The 17319-nt window shown below is 58.3% G+C and carries 17 protein-coding genes; 11 read left to right on the top strand and 6 right to left on the bottom strand.

The genetic code is table 11. The annotated features are described in order from the left end of the window. The first annotated feature begins 17 nt into the window (after positions 1-17). Complete coding sequence (gene purE, locus P6287_RS05250) at positions 18-527, top strand: 5-(carboxyamino)imidazole ribonucleotide mutase (protein ID WP_192236684.1); 510 nt, start codon at positions 18-20, stop codon at positions 525-527. Further along, the gene (gene purK, locus P6287_RS05245) at positions 524-1588 is read left to right on the top strand and encodes a 5-(carboxyamino)imidazole ribonucleotide synthase (protein WP_277974606.1); all 1065 of its coding nucleotides are present in this window, start codon (positions 524-526) and stop codon (positions 1586-1588) included. Before purE ends, purK begins: the two co-directional genes overlap by 4 nt. Before the next feature lie 116 nt (positions 1589-1704). Here purK and P6287_RS05240 read toward each other — a convergent pair whose 3' ends face one another. From P6287_RS05240 to ybbA, 3 genes are all read right to left on the bottom strand, one after another. Then, on the bottom strand, positions 1705-2448 hold the full coding sequence (locus P6287_RS05240; RefSeq protein ID WP_101762377.1) for a class I SAM-dependent methyltransferase: 744 nt from the start codon (positions 2446-2448) through the stop codon (positions 1705-1707). 82 nt (positions 2449-2530) lie between these two features. Then, positions 2531-4948, bottom strand: coding sequence for a putative ABC transporter permease subunit YbbP (gene ybbP / locus P6287_RS05235; RefSeq protein WP_277974605.1), 2418 nt, complete (start codon positions 4946-4948; stop codon positions 2531-2533). Beyond that, positions 4945-5631, bottom strand: a complete 687-nt coding sequence (gene ybbA / locus P6287_RS05230; RefSeq protein ID WP_101762379.1) for a putative ABC transporter ATP-binding protein YbbA — start codon at positions 5629-5631, stop codon at positions 4945-4947. The genes ybbP and ybbA overlap by 4 nt, the downstream gene beginning before the upstream one ends. On the opposite strand from ybbA, the gene tesA reads away from it, so the two are divergent. From tesA to P6287_RS05205, 5 genes are all read left to right on the top strand, one after another. Then, entirely contained in the window at positions 5599-6225 is a 627-nt protein-coding gene (gene tesA, locus P6287_RS05225; RefSeq protein ID WP_176971305.1) for a multifunctional acyl-CoA thioesterase I/protease I/lysophospholipase L1, read from the top strand. The genes ybbA and tesA overlap by 33 nt on opposite strands. Positions 6226-6256: 31 nt before the next feature. Next, positions 6257-7030 carry an SDR family oxidoreductase gene (locus tag P6287_RS05220; RefSeq protein WP_137385302.1) on the top strand — a complete coding sequence of 258 codons (774 nt, stop codon included), beginning with the start codon at positions 6257-6259 and terminating at the stop codon, positions 7028-7030. A 79-nt stretch (positions 7031-7109) separates the two neighbouring features. Next, positions 7110-7964 (top strand): co-chaperone YbbN, encoded by an 855-nt coding sequence (locus tag P6287_RS05215; RefSeq protein WP_101762382.1) that lies wholly within the window; start codon positions 7110-7112, stop codon positions 7962-7964. A 63-nt stretch (positions 7965-8027) separates the two neighbouring features. Beyond that, positions 8028-8942 carry an SPFH domain-containing protein gene (locus P6287_RS05210; protein ID WP_101762383.1) on the top strand — a complete coding sequence of 305 codons (915 nt, stop codon included), beginning with the start codon at positions 8028-8030 and terminating at the stop codon, positions 8940-8942. Beyond that, positions 8942-9400 (top strand): NfeD family protein, encoded by a 459-nt coding sequence (locus P6287_RS05205; protein ID WP_277974906.1) that lies wholly within the window; start codon positions 8942-8944, stop codon positions 9398-9400. Before P6287_RS05210 ends, P6287_RS05205 begins: the two co-directional genes overlap by 1 nt. Here P6287_RS05205 and cueR read toward each other — a convergent pair. Beyond that, complete coding sequence (gene cueR / locus P6287_RS05200; RefSeq protein ID WP_101762384.1) at positions 9376-9792, bottom strand: Cu(I)-responsive transcriptional regulator; 417 nt, start codon at positions 9790-9792, stop codon at positions 9376-9378. The two genes, P6287_RS05205 and cueR, sit on opposite strands and share 25 nt — an antisense overlap. A gap of 96 nt (positions 9793-9888) precedes the next feature. Here cueR and copA point away from each other — a divergent pair, with 96 nt between their 5' ends. The 3 genes from copA (at position 9889) to ybaK (ending at position 14018) form a co-directional block, all read left to right on the top strand. Then, the gene (copA, locus tag P6287_RS05195; RefSeq protein WP_277974604.1) at positions 9889-12408 is read left to right on the top strand and encodes a copper-exporting P-type ATPase CopA; all 2520 of its coding nucleotides are present in this window, start codon (positions 9889-9891) and stop codon (positions 12406-12408) included. A gap of 68 nt (positions 12409-12476) precedes the next feature. Beyond that, positions 12477-13277, top strand: a complete 801-nt coding sequence (locus P6287_RS05190; protein ID WP_192414064.1) for a TraB/GumN family protein — start codon at positions 12477-12479, stop codon at positions 13275-13277. 261 nt (positions 13278-13538) lie between these two features. Beyond that, the gene (gene ybaK, locus P6287_RS05185) at positions 13539-14018 is read left to right on the top strand and encodes a Cys-tRNA(Pro)/Cys-tRNA(Cys) deacylase YbaK (RefSeq protein ID WP_137385298.1); all 480 of its coding nucleotides are present in this window, start codon (positions 13539-13541) and stop codon (positions 14016-14018) included. Here ybaK and P6287_RS05180 read toward each other — a convergent pair. Further along, positions 14015-14884, bottom strand: a complete 870-nt coding sequence (locus P6287_RS05180; RefSeq protein WP_101762388.1) for a LysR family transcriptional regulator — start codon at positions 14882-14884, stop codon at positions 14015-14017. The two genes, ybaK and P6287_RS05180, sit on opposite strands and share 4 nt — an antisense overlap. 90 nt (positions 14885-14974) lie before the next feature. On the opposite strand from P6287_RS05180, the gene P6287_RS05175 reads away from it, so the two are divergent. After that, on the top strand, positions 14975-15406 hold the full coding sequence (locus P6287_RS05175; protein ID WP_110865657.1) for a multidrug/biocide efflux PACE transporter: 432 nt from the start codon (positions 14975-14977) through the stop codon (positions 15404-15406). Positions 15407-15456: 50 nt separating this feature from the next. Here P6287_RS05175 and ushA read toward each other — a convergent pair whose 3' ends face one another. After that, on the bottom strand, positions 15457-17208 hold the full coding sequence (gene ushA, locus P6287_RS05170) for a bifunctional UDP-sugar hydrolase/5'-nucleotidase UshA (RefSeq protein WP_277974603.1): 1752 nt from the start codon (positions 17206-17208) through the stop codon (positions 15457-15459). Between the last annotated feature and the right edge of the window lie 111 nt (positions 17209-17319).

The following is a 17319-nucleotide window of genomic DNA, read 5'->3' as shown; positions in this document are numbered from 1 at the left end:
TCACAGGAGTTGACCGCATGTCATCCAACGCCGCCCCGGCCCGTATCGCCATTGTCATGGGTTCCAAAAGTGACTGGGCTACCATGCAGTTCGCCGAGGAAATTCTTAACAGCCTGGATGTTCCCTTCCACGTTGAAGTGGTCTCAGCTCACCGTACGCCCGACAAACTGTTCAGCTTCGCGGAAACCGCAGCCGACAACGGTTTTCAGGTGATCATCGCCGGTGCCGGCGGTGCTGCCCATTTGCCGGGCATGCTGGCCGCGAAAACGCTGGTGCCGGTGCTGGGCGTGCCCGTGCAAAGCGCGGCGCTGAGCGGCGTCGATAGCCTCTACTCCATCGTGCAGATGCCGCGCGGCATTCCGGTGGGTACGCTGGCAATTGGTAAAGCCGGTGCTGCCAACGCCGCCCTGCTGGCGGCACAGATTCTGGCGATCCACGACAGCGCGCTGTCAACGCGCATCGCCCACTGGCGTCAAACGCAAACTGATGAAGTGCTGAACAACCCGGATCCGCGGGAGGACGCATGAAGCCGGTTTGCGTATTAGGAAATGGTCAGTTAGGCCGCATGCTGCGCCAGGCCGGAGAACCGCTGGGCATCGCGGTCTATCCGGTGGGCTTAGATGCAGAACCTTCTGCGCTGCCGATCGCTGAAAGCGTGATCACCGCCGAGATCGAGCGCTGGCCGGAAACCGCGTTAACCCGCGAACTGGCGAGCCATCCGGCCTTTGTGAATCGCGATATCTTCCCGCGTCTGGCCGATCGCCTGACGCAAAAACAGCTGCTGGATCAGCTGAACCTCGCCACCGCGCCGTGGCAGCTGCTGGCCGATAAAGCCGAGTGGCCAAATGTGTTCAGTAACTTGGGCGAACTGGCGATTGTAAAGCGTCGTACCGGCGGCTATGACGGCCGTGGCCAATGGCGTTTGCGCGCCAATGAAACCGATGCGCTGCCGGATGAGTGCTACGGCGAATGCATCGTTGAGCAGGGCATTAATTTCAGCGGCGAAGTGTCGCTGGTCGGCGCGCGTGGACACGATGGCAGCACGGTGTTTTATCCGCTGACGCACAACCTGCATCAGGACGGCATTCTGCGCACCAGCGTGGCGTTCCCTCAGGCCGATACCGCACAGCAACAGCAGGCGGAAGCGATGCTCAGCGCCATCATGCATGAGCTGAACTACGTCGGCGTGATGGCGATGGAGTGTTTCATTACGCCAGAAGGTTTGCTGATCAACGAGTTAGCACCGCGCGTGCACAACAGCGGCCACTGGACGCAGAATGGCGCGTCAATCAGCCAGTTCGAGCTGCATCTGCGTGCGGTTTTGGGCCTGGCGCTGCCGCAACCGGTGGTGTTTGCGCCGTCGGTGATGGTGAATCTGATTGGTACTGAGGTGAATCTGGCGTGGCTGCAGCAGCCGCTGGTGCATCTGCATTGGTATGACAAAGAGGTGCGTGAAGGCCGCAAGGTTGGGCATCTTAATCTCACCGATAGCGATCACGCGCGTCTGGCGTCAGCCTTGAATGCGCTGGTGCCGCTGCTGCCGGAAGCGTATGCAAGCGGGATTGCGTGGGCGGTTGAGAAGCTGTAGTTCAGCTGTTTTTCCCTCACCCTAGCCCTCTCCCACTGGGAGAGGGAACCGATCGAGCTAACATCTCCCTCTGGGAGAGGGCCGGGCTGAGGGCATCAGCCCGCCCAGAACTCCCTTTATCCCACCATCTTCATCGCCACATGGCTCCAGCGATTCAGATGCGTAATCTGGAACCCATGCGCACTGAACAATGCATTCAGCGACGCTTCCGAATGAATCGTAATATGACCGGTGCGCGGCGCAATATACCAGTCAGTCATCCCCAAATGACTCACTTCGTCAGTGGTCGCGGTGCTGAAGAAAAACACCCCGCCTTTTTTCAAAAAACCTGATACTTCTGCCAGCGTTTTATGCGGATCCGGCGTATGCTCAAACACCTCAAAACTGGTCATAAATTCATAAGAATTCAGTTCTGGATAATCGCCGGGCACAAACGGATCCCACGCCACCATATCAATGCCCACTTCCTGCATTAAGCGCGCCAGCGTGCCGGTGCCGCCACCGTAATCCAGCATTTTTTTGCCGTGATATTTTTTGAATAACGTCAAAATCAGATCGCGATTTCTCATCGGTCGATTGATCTCATAGTTAGGATCAAACTGCCCGTAAGCCTCGTTATACATATGCTGTGCATAATCCGCTGGCGTCCAGTCATCGCATGCGTGGGTATACACCAAACCACAGGTCTGGCATTGATGATAATAAATCGCCACGCCGGTGAGCGGATAAGTGTAACGACTGGCATTTTCCGAATGACAGATGGTATTGAAATCGGTCACACCATACAGCGTGGCCTCGCCCTGGCAGACTTTACAGCAGCCGATTTCAACAACGGATTTGACGATAAGTGGAGATGACATGTTTAGCCTTAAATAAGTCTGGTCTGCTTTTATGAGTCGACTCACGCAGACCAGAACTTAAATTTAAGACAAATCGTTTTGCTTATCCGGCATTGAAGCTTCTGAACAGCGCCTTCTGTTTTAACAGCCGAATCCCCAACCAGGCACCGCACAGCGAGAGCAGCAGCGCGCCGCCGATCGGCAAGGCGATCCACAACGTCCAGTCTGGCTGCCACGGGAAATCGAAGATCTTACGCTGCAAGCCCCACAGCGCCGCTTCCGCGCCCAGCGCCGCCGCAATCCCCGACACCACGCCCAGTAGCGCAAACTCACACCATAAGGTGCCGCGCAGCAGGCGCTTACTGGCACCCAACGTGCGATAGACCACCAACTCCTGCCGACGCTGACGCATGCCAACCTGGATCTGCGCCAGCAACAGCAGCACGCCGCACACCGTCACCAGCACCACCATCACTTCCAGCGCCTGGCTCACCTGCGTCAGCACCTGACCGATCTGACGCATCATGCTGCCAATATCCAGCAGGCTCAGCGTCGGGAATGCGCGATTAAGCTGTGCCAGCAGCGCCGGATTGCTCTCCATACGGAAGCTGGTCAGCCAGGTTTGTGGCTGTTGATCGAGTGCGCCCGGCGGGAAGATAAAGAAGAAGTTCGGCCGCAGACTCTCCCAATCCACCTTGCGCAAGCTGGTGATTTTGGCGCTGAACTGCTGCGTATCGCCGCTGAAGGTCAAGCTATCTCCGAGCTTCACGCCCAGACGATCCGCCAGCTCCACCTCCATCGACACTTCACCGGCTTGCGGCGGCCAGTTACCGGAAATCAGCGGATTGTGATCCGGACGCTCCGCTTGCCACGTCAGATTAAGTTCGCGATTCAGCGCGTTATCCAGCTGGGGATCAGCCTCTTTGCCGTTTAGCTCGGTCAGCCGCGCACGCACAATCGGGTAGAAGGTTTCCGGCTTGAGCTGATGTCCGGCCAGGAACTCGCGCACCTGCGGCACCTGCTCTTTGGTAATGTTCAGCAGGAAATAGTTCGGACTGTCAGGCGGCAGTTGCTGTTGCCAGCGATCCAGCAGATCGCCGCGCATCACCAGCAGCAGCGCCAGCAGCATAAATGACAGCGAAAATGCCGCCAGCTGGCTGAGCGTCATCGCCGGTTGACGCAGCAGACGGTTGATCGCCAGGCGCAGCGCCAGATTGCGCACCACCAGCCGACGCAGCAGCAGCAAGGTGCCCCAGCCGAGTAACGCCAGCAGCAGCGCCAGCATCACCACGCCCGCCAGCAGCGCCCACAGCATTTTGCTGCCGCCCATCAGCAGCGCTAGCAAGCCAATCACCACCAGCGCCATTGCCGGCAGATAGAATCGCAGCGGCCAGACGTTCGCCACCGCATCCCGCCGCAGTACGCGCAGCGGTTGCGTCGCCATCAGCAAACGATACGGACGCAAACCCACCAGCAGCGAAATCACAAACATCGCGCCGATCGCCCACAGCCACGGCCAGAAACTCGCCCCAGGCAGCGCGCCCGGCAGCACCGGTTTCAGCATCAGCAGCAGAATCACTTCAATGCCCTGCCCCAGGGCGCTCCCGACAATCGCCGCCAGCAACAGCACCGCCAACCATTGACCGATAATCAGCCGCTGCAGTGCCTTGCGCGTTGCGCCCAGCGTTTTCAGCACTGCCACCAAATCGTAGCGGCTGCGGCAGTAATGACTCATCGCCACCGCCACCGCAGCAATCGCCAGCATCAGCGTCAGCAAGGCGGAAAGCAGTAAAAACTGCTGCGCACGCTGCATTGAGCGGCCCAGCGCATCTTCCGAATTCTCCACGCTGATCCAGCGCTGATCGGCTTTTAGCTGCGGCGCGATCCAGCTGTCATAGCGCGCCAGGGGTGCCGGATCGCCGGAGAATTTATAGCGCCAGCTCAGACGACTGCCCGGCTGCACCGCACCGGTTTTCTCTACGTCGGCCAGATTCATCAGCAGACGCGGCGCGGTCTGGAACGGATTGAAGCCGCCATCCGGCTCCTGAATCACTTCCCCGGCAATGCGCAGCGTGGTGTCGCCGACATCCACGCTGTCGCCCACTTTCAGATTCAGCAGCGCCAGCAAACGCGGCGCAGCTAACACCGTGCCCGCTTGTGGACGTAAGCCCGGCGGATTGGTTTGCAGCGTGCCGAACATCGGATAGGCGTTATCCACCGCCTTCACGTCCGCCAGCTGCGGCGTCTCTTGCGCGAAAGTCATGGTCATAAAGTGCAGCTGGCTGCTGACCGACAGCCCTTCGTCACGCGCTTTGTTAAGCCACGCTTCCGGCGCGGGCGCGGTGGTGCGCAGCGTGCGATCGCCGGCCATAAAGTCGCGGCTCTGCTGGCTTAAGCCTTTTTCCATGCGATCGCTGATCGAGCCCAGCGCTAGCACGCAGGCCACGGCTAAAGTGAGCGCCAGCCAGACAATCAGCAGCGAGGGCGAACGCCACTCGCGCCAGAACCAGCGCCAAATCATGACTCCTCCCACAACTTGCCGTCGCGCAGCCGTAAGCGACGGTCGCAGCGCGCCGCCAGTTGTTCATCGTGCGTCACCAGAATCAGCGTGGTGGCAAAATCGCGGTTGAGGGAGAACAGCAGATCGGCGATACGATCGCCGGTTTTACGATCGAGGTTGCCGGTGGGTTCATCAGCAAACAGCAGGCCGGGGCGACCACTAAAGGCACGCGCCAGCGCCACACGCTGCTGCTCGCCGCCCGAAAGTTGCGCCGGCAGATGGTGCAGACGATCTTTCAAACCCAGCACCGTCAGCAGTTCCACCGCCTGGCGGCGACTTTCGCGATCGCTGTCGCCACGCAGCAGCGCCGGCAGCTGCACGTTTTCCAGCGCATTCAGCGTCGGCACCAGCATAAAGGATTGAAACACAAACCCCACTTCACGCGCACGCAGCGCCGCTCGCTGCTCTTCATTCATGCTGTGTAGCGGCTGGCCAAGCAGATGCACTTCGCCGCTGCTGCCGTCGTCCAGTCCGGCCAGAATGCCCAGCAGCGTGGATTTGCCCGAGCCGGACTCGCCAATCAGGGCGATGGTCTCAGCTGGTTTGACAACCAGCTCAACTCCGGTAAGGATGGTCAGCTGATGCTCTCCCTGACCGACGGACTTAGTAAGATGATGAACTGCAACAATGTTTTCCGCTGGCATTATCCCTTCCTGTTGTTATTGCTTCTGCTGGTGTCCCGACTCGCCGCCGCCGATACCTTGCTGGTGTTGGGCGACAGCCTGAGCGCCGGGTATCGCATGTCCGCCACCGCGGCCTGGCCCAGCCTGCTGAATAAAGAGTGGCAACAGCAGCCCAAAGTGGTCAACGCCAGCATCAGCGGAGATACCGCAGGACAAGGGCTGGCGCGTTTACCGGGCCTATTAAAACAGCATCAACCCCGCTGGGTGTTAATCGAATTGGGCGGTAACGATGGCCTGCGTGGTTTCCCGCCGCAGAATATCGCCGCGGACCTGACCAAAGTGATCGACGAAGTGAAAGCCGCTAAAGCGCAGCCGCTGCTGATGCAGATTCGTCTGCCGGCTAATTATGGACGTCGTTATACGGAAGCGTTTAGCGCGATCTATCCGCGCCTGGCACAGCAGTACGACATTCCTCTGGTGCCCTTCTTTATGGAGCAGGTCTACCTGAAGCCGGAGTGGATGCAGCAGGATGGAATTCACCCCAATCCGGATGCTCAGCCGTTTATCGCCAACCTGATGGCGACCGAACTGGCTCCGCTAGTAAAGCATGATTAATGCAGGCGTGTGATTTTTAACGGGTAAAGAAATGCAAAAAACAATTCTCATCACCGGCTGCTCGAGCGGCATTGGTTTGGTCGCCGCAAATGACCTTTTATCGCGCGGCTATCGCGTGCTGGCCGCCTGTCGCCGCGCCGACGATGTGGCGCGCATGGAAGCATTGGGATTTATTGGCGTGCAGCTCGATCTCGATGATGCCGCCAGCGTCGATGCCGCCGCCGATCGCGTGCTGGAACTCACCGATCATCGCCTGCACGCGCTGTTTAACAACGGCGGTTTTGGTCAATATGGGCCGCTCAGCAGCGTTTCGCGTCAGCAATTAGAGAAGCAATTTTCCACCAATCTGTTTGGCACTCATCAACTGACCATGCGCCTGCTGCCCGCGCTGCAAGCCAGCGGCAACGGACGCATCGTCAATACCAGTTCGGTACTGGGACTGATCTCGACGCCGGGGCGCGGCGCCTATGCCGCCAGCAAATGGGCGCTGGAAGCCTGGAGCGATGCGCTGCGTCTTGAAGTGCGCGACTCTGGCGTGCGCGTTAGCCTGATTGAACCCGGCCCGATAAGCACGCGTTTCACCGATAACGTGCATCAGGGCCAGCAGGATAAACCGGTACAAAATCCGGGCATCGCCGCGCGTTTCACGCTGCCGCCGGAAGCGATTTTGCCGAAGCTGCGCCACGCGTTAGAGAGCAAACATCCGCGCCTGCGCTATCCGGTAACGCTGGTGGCCTGGGCGATGAGCCTGCTGAAACGCCTGCTGCCAGGTTGGATACTGGATCGCATTTTGCGCAGCAACTAAGCTGCAACGCAGAATCAAACTTGAACCGGGGCAGCTTGCCCCCATATCCTCAACACACTTTCTGACAAGAGACGTATTCATGTCACACGCTTTGATTATCGACATCAACGAATCCAACCTGCAGCAGACCTTAGAACAGTCGATGCAGCTGCCGGTGCTGTTCTATTTCTGGTCCGAACGCAGTCAGCACTGTCTGGAACTGACGCCGGTGCTGGATCGCCTGGCGCAGGAGTATGCGGGTCAGTTTATTTTGGCGAAGCTGGATTGCGATAAAGAGCAAATGGTGGCATCGCAGTTTGGCCTGCGCTCGATCCCAACCGTTTATCTGTTCCAGAACGGTCAACCGGTTGACGGCTTCCAGGGACCGCAGCCGGAAGAGGCAATTCGCGCTCTGCTGCAAAAAGTGTTGCCGCGTGAAGAAGAAGTTAAAGCGCAGCAGGCGATGCAATTGATGCACGAAGGCAAACCGCTGGAAGCGCTGCCGCTGCTGAAAGACGCCTGGCAGCTGAGCAACAAAAACAGCGAAATTGGCTTCCTGCTGGCAGAAGTGTTGATCACCCTGAACCGCAGCGACGAAGCAGAAACCGTGCTGGATGCGGTGCCGCTGCAGGATCAGGACACGCGCTATCAGAGCCTGATTTCGCAAATCGACCTGTTAAAGCAGGCCGCCGATACGCCAGAAATTCAGCTGTTGCAGGAGCAGTTAGCCAGCGATCCGACCAATGCCGAGCTGGCTGCTAAACTGTCGTTACAGCTGCATCAGGTTGGCCGCAACGAGGAAGCGCTGGAGTTGTTGTTCAGCTTCCTGAAAAGCGATCTCAGCGTCGGTGACGGCCAGGTGCGTAAAATGTTCCAGGAAATTTTGGCCGCACTCGGCACCGGCGACACGCTCGCCACGCGCTATCGCCGCCAGCTTTACTCGCTGCTGTACTGATCGGTACCGCGCGTTAAACGGGCCGAACGACTCGGCCCGACAATCTGACAGCCAGGAGGTTATATGTTAACGGTCATTCCCGTCATCATTGTGCTCGCACTCGTTACCGTGTGGGCCGGTGTAAAAATTGTTCCACAAGGTTACCAGTGGACGGTAGAGCGCTTTGGCCGCTACACCAAAACCCTGGCGCCAGGCCTCAATTTGCTTGTGCCGTTCATGGATCGTATTGGTCGCAAAATCAATATGATGGAACAGGTACTCGATATCCCTTCGCAGGAAATCATCTCTAAAGACAACGCCAACGTCACCATTGATGCAGTCTGCTTTATTCAGGTTGTCGATCCGGCGCGCGCCGCCTACGAAGTCAGCAATCTTGAACTCTCGATCCTGAATTTGACCATGACCAATATCCGCACCGTGCTTGGCAGCATGGAGCTGGATGAGATGCTGTCGCAGCGCGACAACATCAACACGCGTCTGCTGCATATCGTTGATGAAGCCACCAATCCGTGGGGCGTGAAAATTACCCGTATCGAAATTCGTGACGTGCGCCCGCCGCAGGAATTGATCGCCGCGATGAACGCGCAGATGAAGGCGGAACGTACCAAACGCGCCGATATCCTTGCCGCCGAAGGCGTACGTCAGGCGGCGATTTTGCGCGCAGAAGGGGATAAGCAGTCGCAAATCCTCAAAGCAGAAGGCGAACGCACCTCGGCCTTCCTGCAAGCTGAAGCGCGCGAGCGTCAGGCGGAGGCGGAAGCCACGGCGACGCGCATGGTCTCCGAGGCGATAGCCGCCGGTGATATTCAGGCGGTGAACTACTTTGTGGCGCAGAAATACACCGACGCGCTGCAAAAAATCGGCGAAGCCAACAACAGCAAAGTGGTGATGATGCCGCTGGACGCCAGCAGCCTGCTCGGTTCAATTGCCGGTATCAGTGAGTTGCTGAAGGAGAACCGGACGGAGCGCAGACCATGATCCTGATGGAGCTGATTGCGCATCCACACTGGTTCTGGCTGACGCTGGGCGGCCTGCTGTTGGCCGCCGAAATGCTCGGCACCAGCGGTTATCTGCTGTGGAGTGGCTTAGCCGCCGTCGCGGTGGCGCTGATTGAGTGGCTGTTTCCCATCTCATGGACCAGTCAGGGCATTGTGTTTGCGGTGATGACGCTGCTGAGCGCGTTCTTCTGGCATCGCTGGATGCGCTATCGCGAATCGTCGCAGGTCGCCAACACGCTTAACCAGCGCGGCAACCAGTTAATGGGCATGCAGCTGACGCTGGATAACGCGCTGAAAAATGGCCTTGGTCACGTACGCATTGGCGACAGCAGCTGGCGCGTGCAGGCAGATAGCGACCTGCCGGCGGGCACGCCGGTGATTGTCACTGGCGTGGTCGGCATTACGCTGATGATTCAGCCGCGCTTGCCATCGGCGTGATGGCAGCAACCGGCCAGGTGATTGATGATCGGGCACTCTGCGCTGTCATCGCCGGGGCAAGCCTCCGCCAGTTCCAGCAAGCGCGCACGCATTGCATGTAACTCTTCGATGTGCGCAGCAATCTCGTCGGCTTTCTGCAAGGTGCGCGCTTTAACATCGGCGCTGTGGCGCGCGGGATCGTTGAACAGCGTCACCAGTTCACGGCACTCTTCCAGCGTAAATCCCACCTGACGCGCCTGGCGCAGCAGATTTAGCTCATCAATATGATGCGCCGCGTAATGGCGATAGCCATTGTCACCGCGCGACGGCGGCGTCACCACGCCCTTCTCTTCGTAGAAGCGAATCGCTTTGCTGGTGAGTCCGGTTTTTTTTGCCACATCGCTGATGTTCATCTTTCCCCCTTGACCTTCCATTCAGGGGAAGGTTTAGGCTGTAGTTCTAATGCAAATTTTGCATGCAGTCAAAATCATTAGCCTGAGGAGTACACCATGTCACATACCCAACTGCTGGCGCTGGACGGCTTGTCCTGTGGCCACTGTGTAAAACGCGTCAAAGAAGCGCTGGAGCAGCGCAGCGATGTTGAACAGGCGGACGTCACGCAGCAAGAAGCGCGCGTGACCGGTGCGGCGAGCGCCAGCGATCTGATCGCTACGGTTGAACAAGCCGGTTATCACGCGGTGCTAAAAGAAGGCGCAGCCAGCCCAAAGCCTGATCCGTTGACAGCTACAGAGCCGCCGCCGGAGGCGCTGACAACGGAGTCGCAACCGGCACAATCCACTGAAGCTGAGCTTGCTGTGCATCATTTACTGATTGGCGGCATGAGCTGCGCCAGCTGCGTAAGCCGCGTGGAACAGGCGCTGCGAAAAGTGCCGGGCGTCAGCCAGGCACGCGTCAATCTCGGTGAGCGCAGCGCGCTGATCATGGGTGATGCAAGCGCCGAAGCGCTGGTGAGCGCGGTCGATCAGGCTGGGTATTCCGCCGAAGTGATCGAGGATGAACAAACCCGCCGCGAACGCCAGCAGGTTAGCGCGCAGCACGCCATGCGCCGCTTTAGCTGGCAATCGGCGCTGGCGTTGCTGCTCGGCGTGCCGATGATGATTTGGGGCATGCTCGGCGACAACATGATGCTGAGCGCAGATAACCAAACGCTGTGGCGCACGCTCGGCGTGATTACCTTGCTGGTGATGGTGATGGCCGGCGGCCACTTCTATCGCAGCGCGTGGCGCAGTTTGCGTCACGGCACAGCCACCATGGACACGCTGGTGGCGCTGGGAACCGGCGCGGCGTGGCTCTATTCGATGAGCGTCGCCCTTTGGCCCGAATTCTTCCCGCATCAGGCGCGTCATCTCTATTTTGAAGCCAGCGTGATGATCGTTGGCCTGATCAATCTCGGCCACGCGCTGGAGCAGCGCGCACGCCAGCGCGCCTCGCAGGCGCTGGAACGATTACTGGATTTAACCCCGGCGCAAGCGCGGGTCATCAGCGATCAGGGTGAAACGCTGCTACCGCTCAGCGAGGTTAAGTCCGGCATGACGCTGAAGCTGGTCACCGGCGATCGCGTACCGGTGGACGGTGACGTCGCCAGCGGTGAAGCCTGGCTGGATGAAGCGATGCTGACAGGCGAGGCAGTGCCGCAGGCCAAACAGCCGGGAGATAAAATCTTTGCCGGTACGCTGGTACAAGACGGCACGCTGCACTTTGTGGCGCGCGCCATCGGCAGCCACACCACGTTGGCGCGCATTATCAATCTGGTGCGTCAGGCGCAAAGCAGCAAACCGGATATTGGCCGACTGGCGGATCGCATCTCCGCGGTATTTGTGCCGGTGGTGGTGGCGATTGCGCTGCTGAGCGGGGTGATTTGGTATCTGGCGGGTCCGCAGCCGCAACTGGCTTACACGCTGGTAATTGTCACCACGGTGCTGATCATCGCCTGCCCTTGCGCTTTGGGTTTAGCCACGCCGATGTCAGTGATTGCTGGCGTCGGACGCGCCGCAGAGCTGGGCGTGCTGGTGCGTGACGCCGATGCGCTGCAGCGAGCCAGCGAAGTCGATACCATTGTGTTTGATAAAACCGGCACCCTGACGCGCGGCACGCCGCAGGTCAGCGATGTGGTGCTGTATGGCGACTGGAATCGCGAGCAGGTGCTCAGCGCGGCGGCGCAGATGGAGCAAGGCTCCAGCCATCCGCTCGCCAAAGCGATTCTTGAGGCTGCGCCTGCGGTGAACGCCGAAGCGGTTAAGCAATTTCGTACAATACGCGGCAAAGGCATCAGCGCTACAGTGGCAAACAGAACGCTGCTGCTGGGGAATCAGGCGCTGCTGGATGAGCAGCAGGTTGATTACCGCGCCGCGCAGGACGATATCGCGCGCTTCGCCGCACAAGGCGCAACGCCGGTGCTGCTGGCCGACAATCAGCAGCTGCTGGGATTGATCGCGCTGCGTGACAGCTTGCGTCCCGAGAGTAAAGCGGCGCTGCAGCGTCTGCATCAGCAAGGTTATCGCCTGATTATGCTGACCGGCGATCATCAAAAAACCGCGCAGGCCATTGCCGCCGAAGCGGGTATTGATGAAGTGATTGCCGGCGTGTTGCCGGATGGCAAAGCGCAGGCGATTACTCAGTTACAGCAGCAAGGCCGCAAAGTGGTGATGGTCGGCGACGGCATTAATGATGCGCCCGCGCTGGCGCTGGCCGATGTCGGCATTGCAATGGGCGGCGGCAGCGATGTGGCGGTAGAAACCGCCGCCATGACGCTGATGCGCAACGATCTGCACTGCGTCGCCGATGCGCTGTCGATCTCCAGCGCTACGCTGCGCAATATGCGGCAAAATCTGTTGGGCGCCTTTATCTACAACAGCCTCGGGATTCCCATTGCGGCCGGCGTGCTCTATCCGTTTACTGGCATGCTGCTGAGCCCGATTGTCGCGGGCGCGGCGATGGCGCTGTCATCCATTACCGTGGTGAGCAACGCTAACCGTTTGTTGCGCTTCAAGCCGGCGCAACGGCAATAGCCATTCCAGCCCTGTTTTTCATGAGATGAAATCGCTAGCATGGTTTTTTGCCTTAAAAAGGACAGGGAATGAGACACGGTCTGTGGCACAGCATCCAACAACGGATCGCGACCCTTTTTCCGGCCAGTTACAGCTGGCCGGCCATGGATATTCAGCTGGGCGATCGTCGTTTGCATTTGGCGGGCAGCATTCACATGGGCACGCGCGATATGCAGCCGCTGCCTGCCGGGCTATTGCGCCAGCTGCATAAAGCCGACGCGCTGATTGTCGAAGCCGATATCACTCAAGGCGAATCGCCGTTCAGCAATGATGATGAACATCCGCCGCTGGCAATGCGACTCGACGACGACGTGCTGCAGCGCTTGCAGGCCTTGTGCGATGAGCTTTCGCTGTCACTGAGCCTGTTCGATACGCTGCCGTTCTGGCAGATCGCGCTGATGTTGCAGGCGCAACAGGCGCAGCGGCTGGGATTGCGTCCGCAGTTTGGTATCGATTATCAGCTGTTGCAGGCGGCCAAAGCGGCCAACAAACGCATTATCGAGCTGGAAGGTCCGGAAACGCAGATCGCCCTGCTGAAATCGCTGCCGCAGGATGGTTTGCCGCTGTTGCTGGATACGCTGGAACACTGGCACACCAACGCGCGCCTGCTGCAAACCATGATCAGCTGGTGGCTGGATGCGCCGCCCACCCAGCAACCGGTGGCGCTGCCGACCACCTTTAGCAGCGAGCTGAACGACACGCTGATGCGCAACCGCAACCAGCACTGGCGCGAGCTGCTGCTGGCGTTACCGAAAGGGCGTTATGTGGTGGCGGTGGGCGCACTGCATCTGTATGGCGATGATAATTTGCCGGGACTGCTGAAGAGCTGATTTATGCACATTTCGTAGCGGCGCAATTTATTGCGCGTTGAGACGCGCCGCTACGGGCTTGTGCGGTTGATTAACTGTGCGTTTGGCAGAAAAAAAGAAGGCCAATAATACTATTGGCCCGTCAAAGAGGAATTTGTTTATGATTTTGGTTATCACCAACAATCTCTTGCTGGCGCGGGCCAATTCTCGCGCAAAGTTCAGAATTTCGCCACTGTTTTTCCATCAAAACTGAAATAAGAATTTTCCTAACAAGGACCGATCATGACGCCTGCGGTAAAACTTCTGGAAAAACAAAAAGTCACCTTTACCCTGCATCCCTACGACCACGATAGCCACGAAACCAATTTTGGCGACGAAGCGGTGCGTAAACTTAATCTGGATGCGCGCCAGGTGTTCAAAACCTTGCTGGTATCGCTCAACGGCGATGCTAAAGCGCTGGCGGTTGCGGTGACGCCGGTCTCAACCCAATTGGATCTAAAAAAGGTCGCCAAAGCGCTGGGCGCGAAGAAAGCGGATATGGCCGATCCGCAGCTGGCACAGCGCGTGACCGGTTATCTGGTAGGCGGCATTAGCCCGCTGGGACAGAAAAAACGTCTGCCGACGGTGATCGATCGGCAGGCAGCGGAGTTTGCCACCATCTTTATCTCCGGCGGCAAACGTGGGCTGGATATCGAGCTGGCCGCGCAAGATTTGTCTCGCCTGCTGGATGCGCCGCTGGCCGACGTCGCACGGCGCGATTAGTCGGGCTGCTGGGCGCAGAGTTGATCGATCATCCAGCGCCCGGCCGGTCCCGGCGGATTACGCCGCGACCACACCACATCAACCGCGATATGCTGCGGCCAGCCCGGCACCGGCAACTCCTTCAACACCTGATGACCAAACTGCTCCACCAGCCAGCGCGGTAATATACTCCAGCCAAAACCCTGCTCCGCCATCTCTAACAGCAATAAATAAGATGGTGCCGACCACACGCGTCCGGCGGGCAAGGGATCGCGATTTTGTACCCAGGTATTGAGCCGCAGATGCCGCAACTCACCTAACTGCCCTTCACTCACCTGCTGAGCCTGCGACAGCGCATGATCCTGATGAAGGTAGATCGCCATCTGCGCCCCCACTTGCAAGCGTGCCACCGCCAAATCCGGCGGCAATTGTGGCTGCGCCCGCACCACGCCAAGGTGCACGCGCCCGGCTTGTATCAAATCTAATGCATCAGCATCCTCGGCGATCATGCACTCAAAATCGATATCTGGATAACGCACCTCAAACCGGTTAAGCAGATTTTCATGGTGATCCGCTTGCCAAAAATCGGAGATCGCCAGGCTAAGGCGCGGTTCTACGCCCTGCGACAAGCGCACTGCCAGCTCATCCAGCCGCTGGCTGGCGGCCAGAATCTGCTGCACTTGCGCAAACGCGCGCTGGCCATGCTCGGTCAATACCGGGTTACGTCCGCTGCGATCAAACAGCGTGAAACCCAGATCGTCTTCCAGATTAGCGATCGCGTTACTGATGGTGGACTGGCTTTTAGACAACGCGCGCGCCGCCGCCGAAAAGGATCCGCTGGCCACGGTTTGCACAAATGCCTCAAGGGATTCCGGGGAATATTTCATGTTGAACCATCGCTTTTATCGATAGGTGATCATTTTATCTTAGCATCACCCAGTGCGAAAATAGGGGTTATCACCAATAAGGAGGTTTATATGCGTACCCGTTCGCTGAAAGAACGTTTTTGTCATGCCGCAGGCTTTGAAGGGTTAGCACTTATCACTGTTGCGCCGCTGGCTGCCTGGATCATGGAGAAACCGCTGTTTCAGATGGGCGCGCTGGCGATTATGTTGTCAACCGTCGCCATGCTGTGGAACATGATCTATAACACCGGCTTTGACCGCATCTGGCCGCCGCAGGTGAAACGCGGATTCGGTTTACGCGCCATGCATGCGCTGGGCTTTGAAGGCGGTTTTATCCTGATTGGCTTGCCGATTGCCGCCTGGATGCTGAATATTTCACTGCTGGAAGCCTTTGTGCTGGAAGTGGCGTTCTTCCTGTTCTTCCTGCCCTATACCATGGTTTACAACTGGATGTGGGATAAGTTGCGCCACCGTTGGGTGACGCAGAAATCGTGTCAGGCGTGATGTGCATTTGAAAAGAGGTCGCCATGAATGGCGACCTACGAGCGCAGAGTTCAATGTTGTGCGGCGCGCGGCCAGATCCACGCCAGAATCATTTGCGGGTAGCTTGGTTTGCGTTGCTTCTCCAGCGCTTTGTTGCGCTCTTCAATTTGCGCTGCCGTCAGATGCACGATGCCGGTCGGTTGATAATCCGCTACCTTCAGCGGTGAATGCTGGCTGACATACTCACGCAGCACATCCGCATCGCGCTGCCCGCTGTTGCTGAAGCCAGCATGGGTTTCAATGTTCGGATAACCGTCGCCGCCGCTGGCGTTAAAGCTGTTAGTCGCCATGCGGTAGGTTTTATCCTTTTGCAGCGGTTCGCCATTAATCTTCACGTCGCTGACGCCTTTACCATCCGCCACCAGGCTGATGTTGCTGAACTGCGCGAAGCCGCCGGAGTCCACTTTGATATTGGCAACCGTCGCCAGATAATTCAGCACTTCATTACCCTTCAGCGTCACCGACACCACCTGATTGCCAAACGGCTGCACCTGCAACAAATCGCGCCAGCTGAGATTACCCTGCGCCAGCGAAGTGCGAATGCCACCGCCGCTCATCACCGCAAAGTCCGCTTTGGTCGCCGCCATTTGGGCGCGCAAAATTAGCTGCCCAAGATTGGTCTGCTCAAAGCGTACCTTGTCGCGCTCACCGACAAACACGCCGTCGCTGCTGCCGACGTTAACATCCAGTTTCTTGCCAGCACGCAGTTGATACGGCGTTAACAGCTTCATCATCGCGCTGTTTTTCGGGATCTCTTCCTGCCAGGTAAGCCAGGATTCGCTGCCATCAAGATTTTTTACCTTGTGCTTGAGGTTGACCGGGATCAGCTGGTAATTCTCCAGCGTCAGCTCACCATTGCGGAAGGTGAAGTCGCCGCGCCCAACAAATTTGCCCCACTCTTTTGCCTGCATGATCCACACGCCGTTTTGCCGATCCGGCTGGCAGGGCTGGCCTGGCTGATAATCTTTTACGCTGACGTTCTCTTTCTCCATGCACACCGCATCCTGCGAATGGCCGCCAATGATCACGTTGAGGGTGCCCGGTGGCAGGCTGCGCGCCAGCTCCACGTCGCCTGGCGCATTGCTGCCGTGCTGACCGTCGTCGTAGTGGCCCATGTGTGTCAGCGCGATGATGACATCAGGCTTTTCGCTGGCGCGTAGTTCCGCCACCGCTTTTTCGGTCTCTTTCACCGGATCGCGAATATCAATCGTCGCAATGTTTTCCGGATTGGCGATGCGCAGCGTGTCGGTGGTGGTCAGGCCGATCACCGCAATCTTCAGCCCCATGCGGTTAAAGGTTGCCCACGGCTTAAATAAGCGCGTGTCGGTGCCTTTTTGATAGATGTTGGCCGAAAGGAACGGAAATTTGGCCCACTTCTGCTGCTGTTGCAGCACGCTAAGCGGTTTGTCGAATTCGTGGTTGCCCAACGCCATGGCGTCATAGCCCACCAGGTTCATGCCGCGAATGTCGGGTTCAGCATCCAGCATGTCTGACTCTGGCACGCCGGTATTCACATCGCCCGCCGACAGGATCAGCGCGCCGCCACCTTTGGCCTGCACATCGTAGCGCTGTTGATCCATCAGCGTTTTCTGTGCCGCAAGGCCATATTCGCCCTGTGCGTTCGGCCAGTAACGACCGTGATGATCGTTGGTGTGCAGAATGCTGAAACGATAACTGCGATCCGTTTGCCACGCCTGCGCCAGCATCGGCAGCAGTAAAACTGTCAGCGCCAGCCAGCGCCCTTTTCGCGGTGATAAAAACAAAGTCGATCTCCTTATTCTGCGTTTTTCCACTTAGCGGTGGACTTAATGTGCGTTATCGCCCTTCTGTGTCGCACAGATGGCTGGCTAACTCAAGATGAAACACGCATTGCA

Origin of the sequence: Pantoea sp. X85 (assembly GCF_029623675.1) — a bacterium.
In the GTDB taxonomy this organism is placed as follows: Bacteria; Pseudomonadota; Gammaproteobacteria; order Enterobacterales; family Enterobacteriaceae; genus Pantoea; species Pantoea leporis.
Note: the sequence above shows the minus strand (reverse complement) of the source record. Positions and strands in the feature narration are given on the sequence as shown.

Bases quoted from the DNA above. Each gene is read 5' to 3' on its own strand.
- purE (WP_192236684.1), top strand. From the start codon at position 18: ATGTCATCCAACGCCGCCCCGGCCCGTATCGCCATTGTCATGGGTTCC.
- purK (WP_277974606.1), top strand. From the start codon at position 524: ATGAAGCCGGTTTGCGTATTAGGAAATGGTCAGTTAGGCCGCATGCTG.
- P6287_RS05240 (WP_101762377.1), bottom strand. From the start codon at position 2,448: ATGTCATCTCCACTTATCGTCAAATCCGTTGTTGAAATCGGCTGCTGT.
- ybbP (WP_277974605.1), bottom strand. From the start codon at position 4,948: ATGATTTGGCGCTGGTTCTGGCGCGAGTGGCGTTCGCCCTCGCTGCTG.
- tesA (WP_176971305.1), top strand. From the start codon at position 5,599: ATGATGAACTGCAACAATGTTTTCCGCTGGCATTATCCCTTCCTGTTG.
- ybbA (WP_101762379.1), bottom strand. From the start codon at position 5,631: ATGCCAGCGGAAAACATTGTTGCAGTTCATCATCTTACTAAGTCCGTC.
- P6287_RS05220 (WP_137385302.1), top strand. From the start codon at position 6,257: ATGCAAAAAACAATTCTCATCACCGGCTGCTCGAGCGGCATTGGTTTG.
- P6287_RS05215 (WP_101762382.1), top strand. From the start codon at position 7,110: ATGTCACACGCTTTGATTATCGACATCAACGAATCCAACCTGCAGCAG.
- P6287_RS05210 (WP_101762383.1), top strand. From the start codon at position 8,028: ATGTTAACGGTCATTCCCGTCATCATTGTGCTCGCACTCGTTACCGTG.
- cueR (WP_101762384.1), bottom strand. From the start codon at position 9,792: ATGAACATCAGCGATGTGGCAAAAAAAACCGGACTCACCAGCAAAGCG.
- copA (WP_277974604.1), top strand. From the start codon at position 9,889: ATGTCACATACCCAACTGCTGGCGCTGGACGGCTTGTCCTGTGGCCAC.
- P6287_RS05190 (WP_192414064.1), top strand. From the start codon at position 12,477: ATGAGACACGGTCTGTGGCACAGCATCCAACAACGGATCGCGACCCTT.
- ybaK (WP_137385298.1), top strand. From the start codon at position 13,539: ATGACGCCTGCGGTAAAACTTCTGGAAAAACAAAAAGTCACCTTTACC.
- P6287_RS05180 (WP_101762388.1), bottom strand. From the start codon at position 14,884: ATGAAATATTCCCCGGAATCCCTTGAGGCATTTGTGCAAACCGTGGCC.
- P6287_RS05175 (WP_110865657.1), top strand. From the start codon at position 14,975: ATGCGTACCCGTTCGCTGAAAGAACGTTTTTGTCATGCCGCAGGCTTT.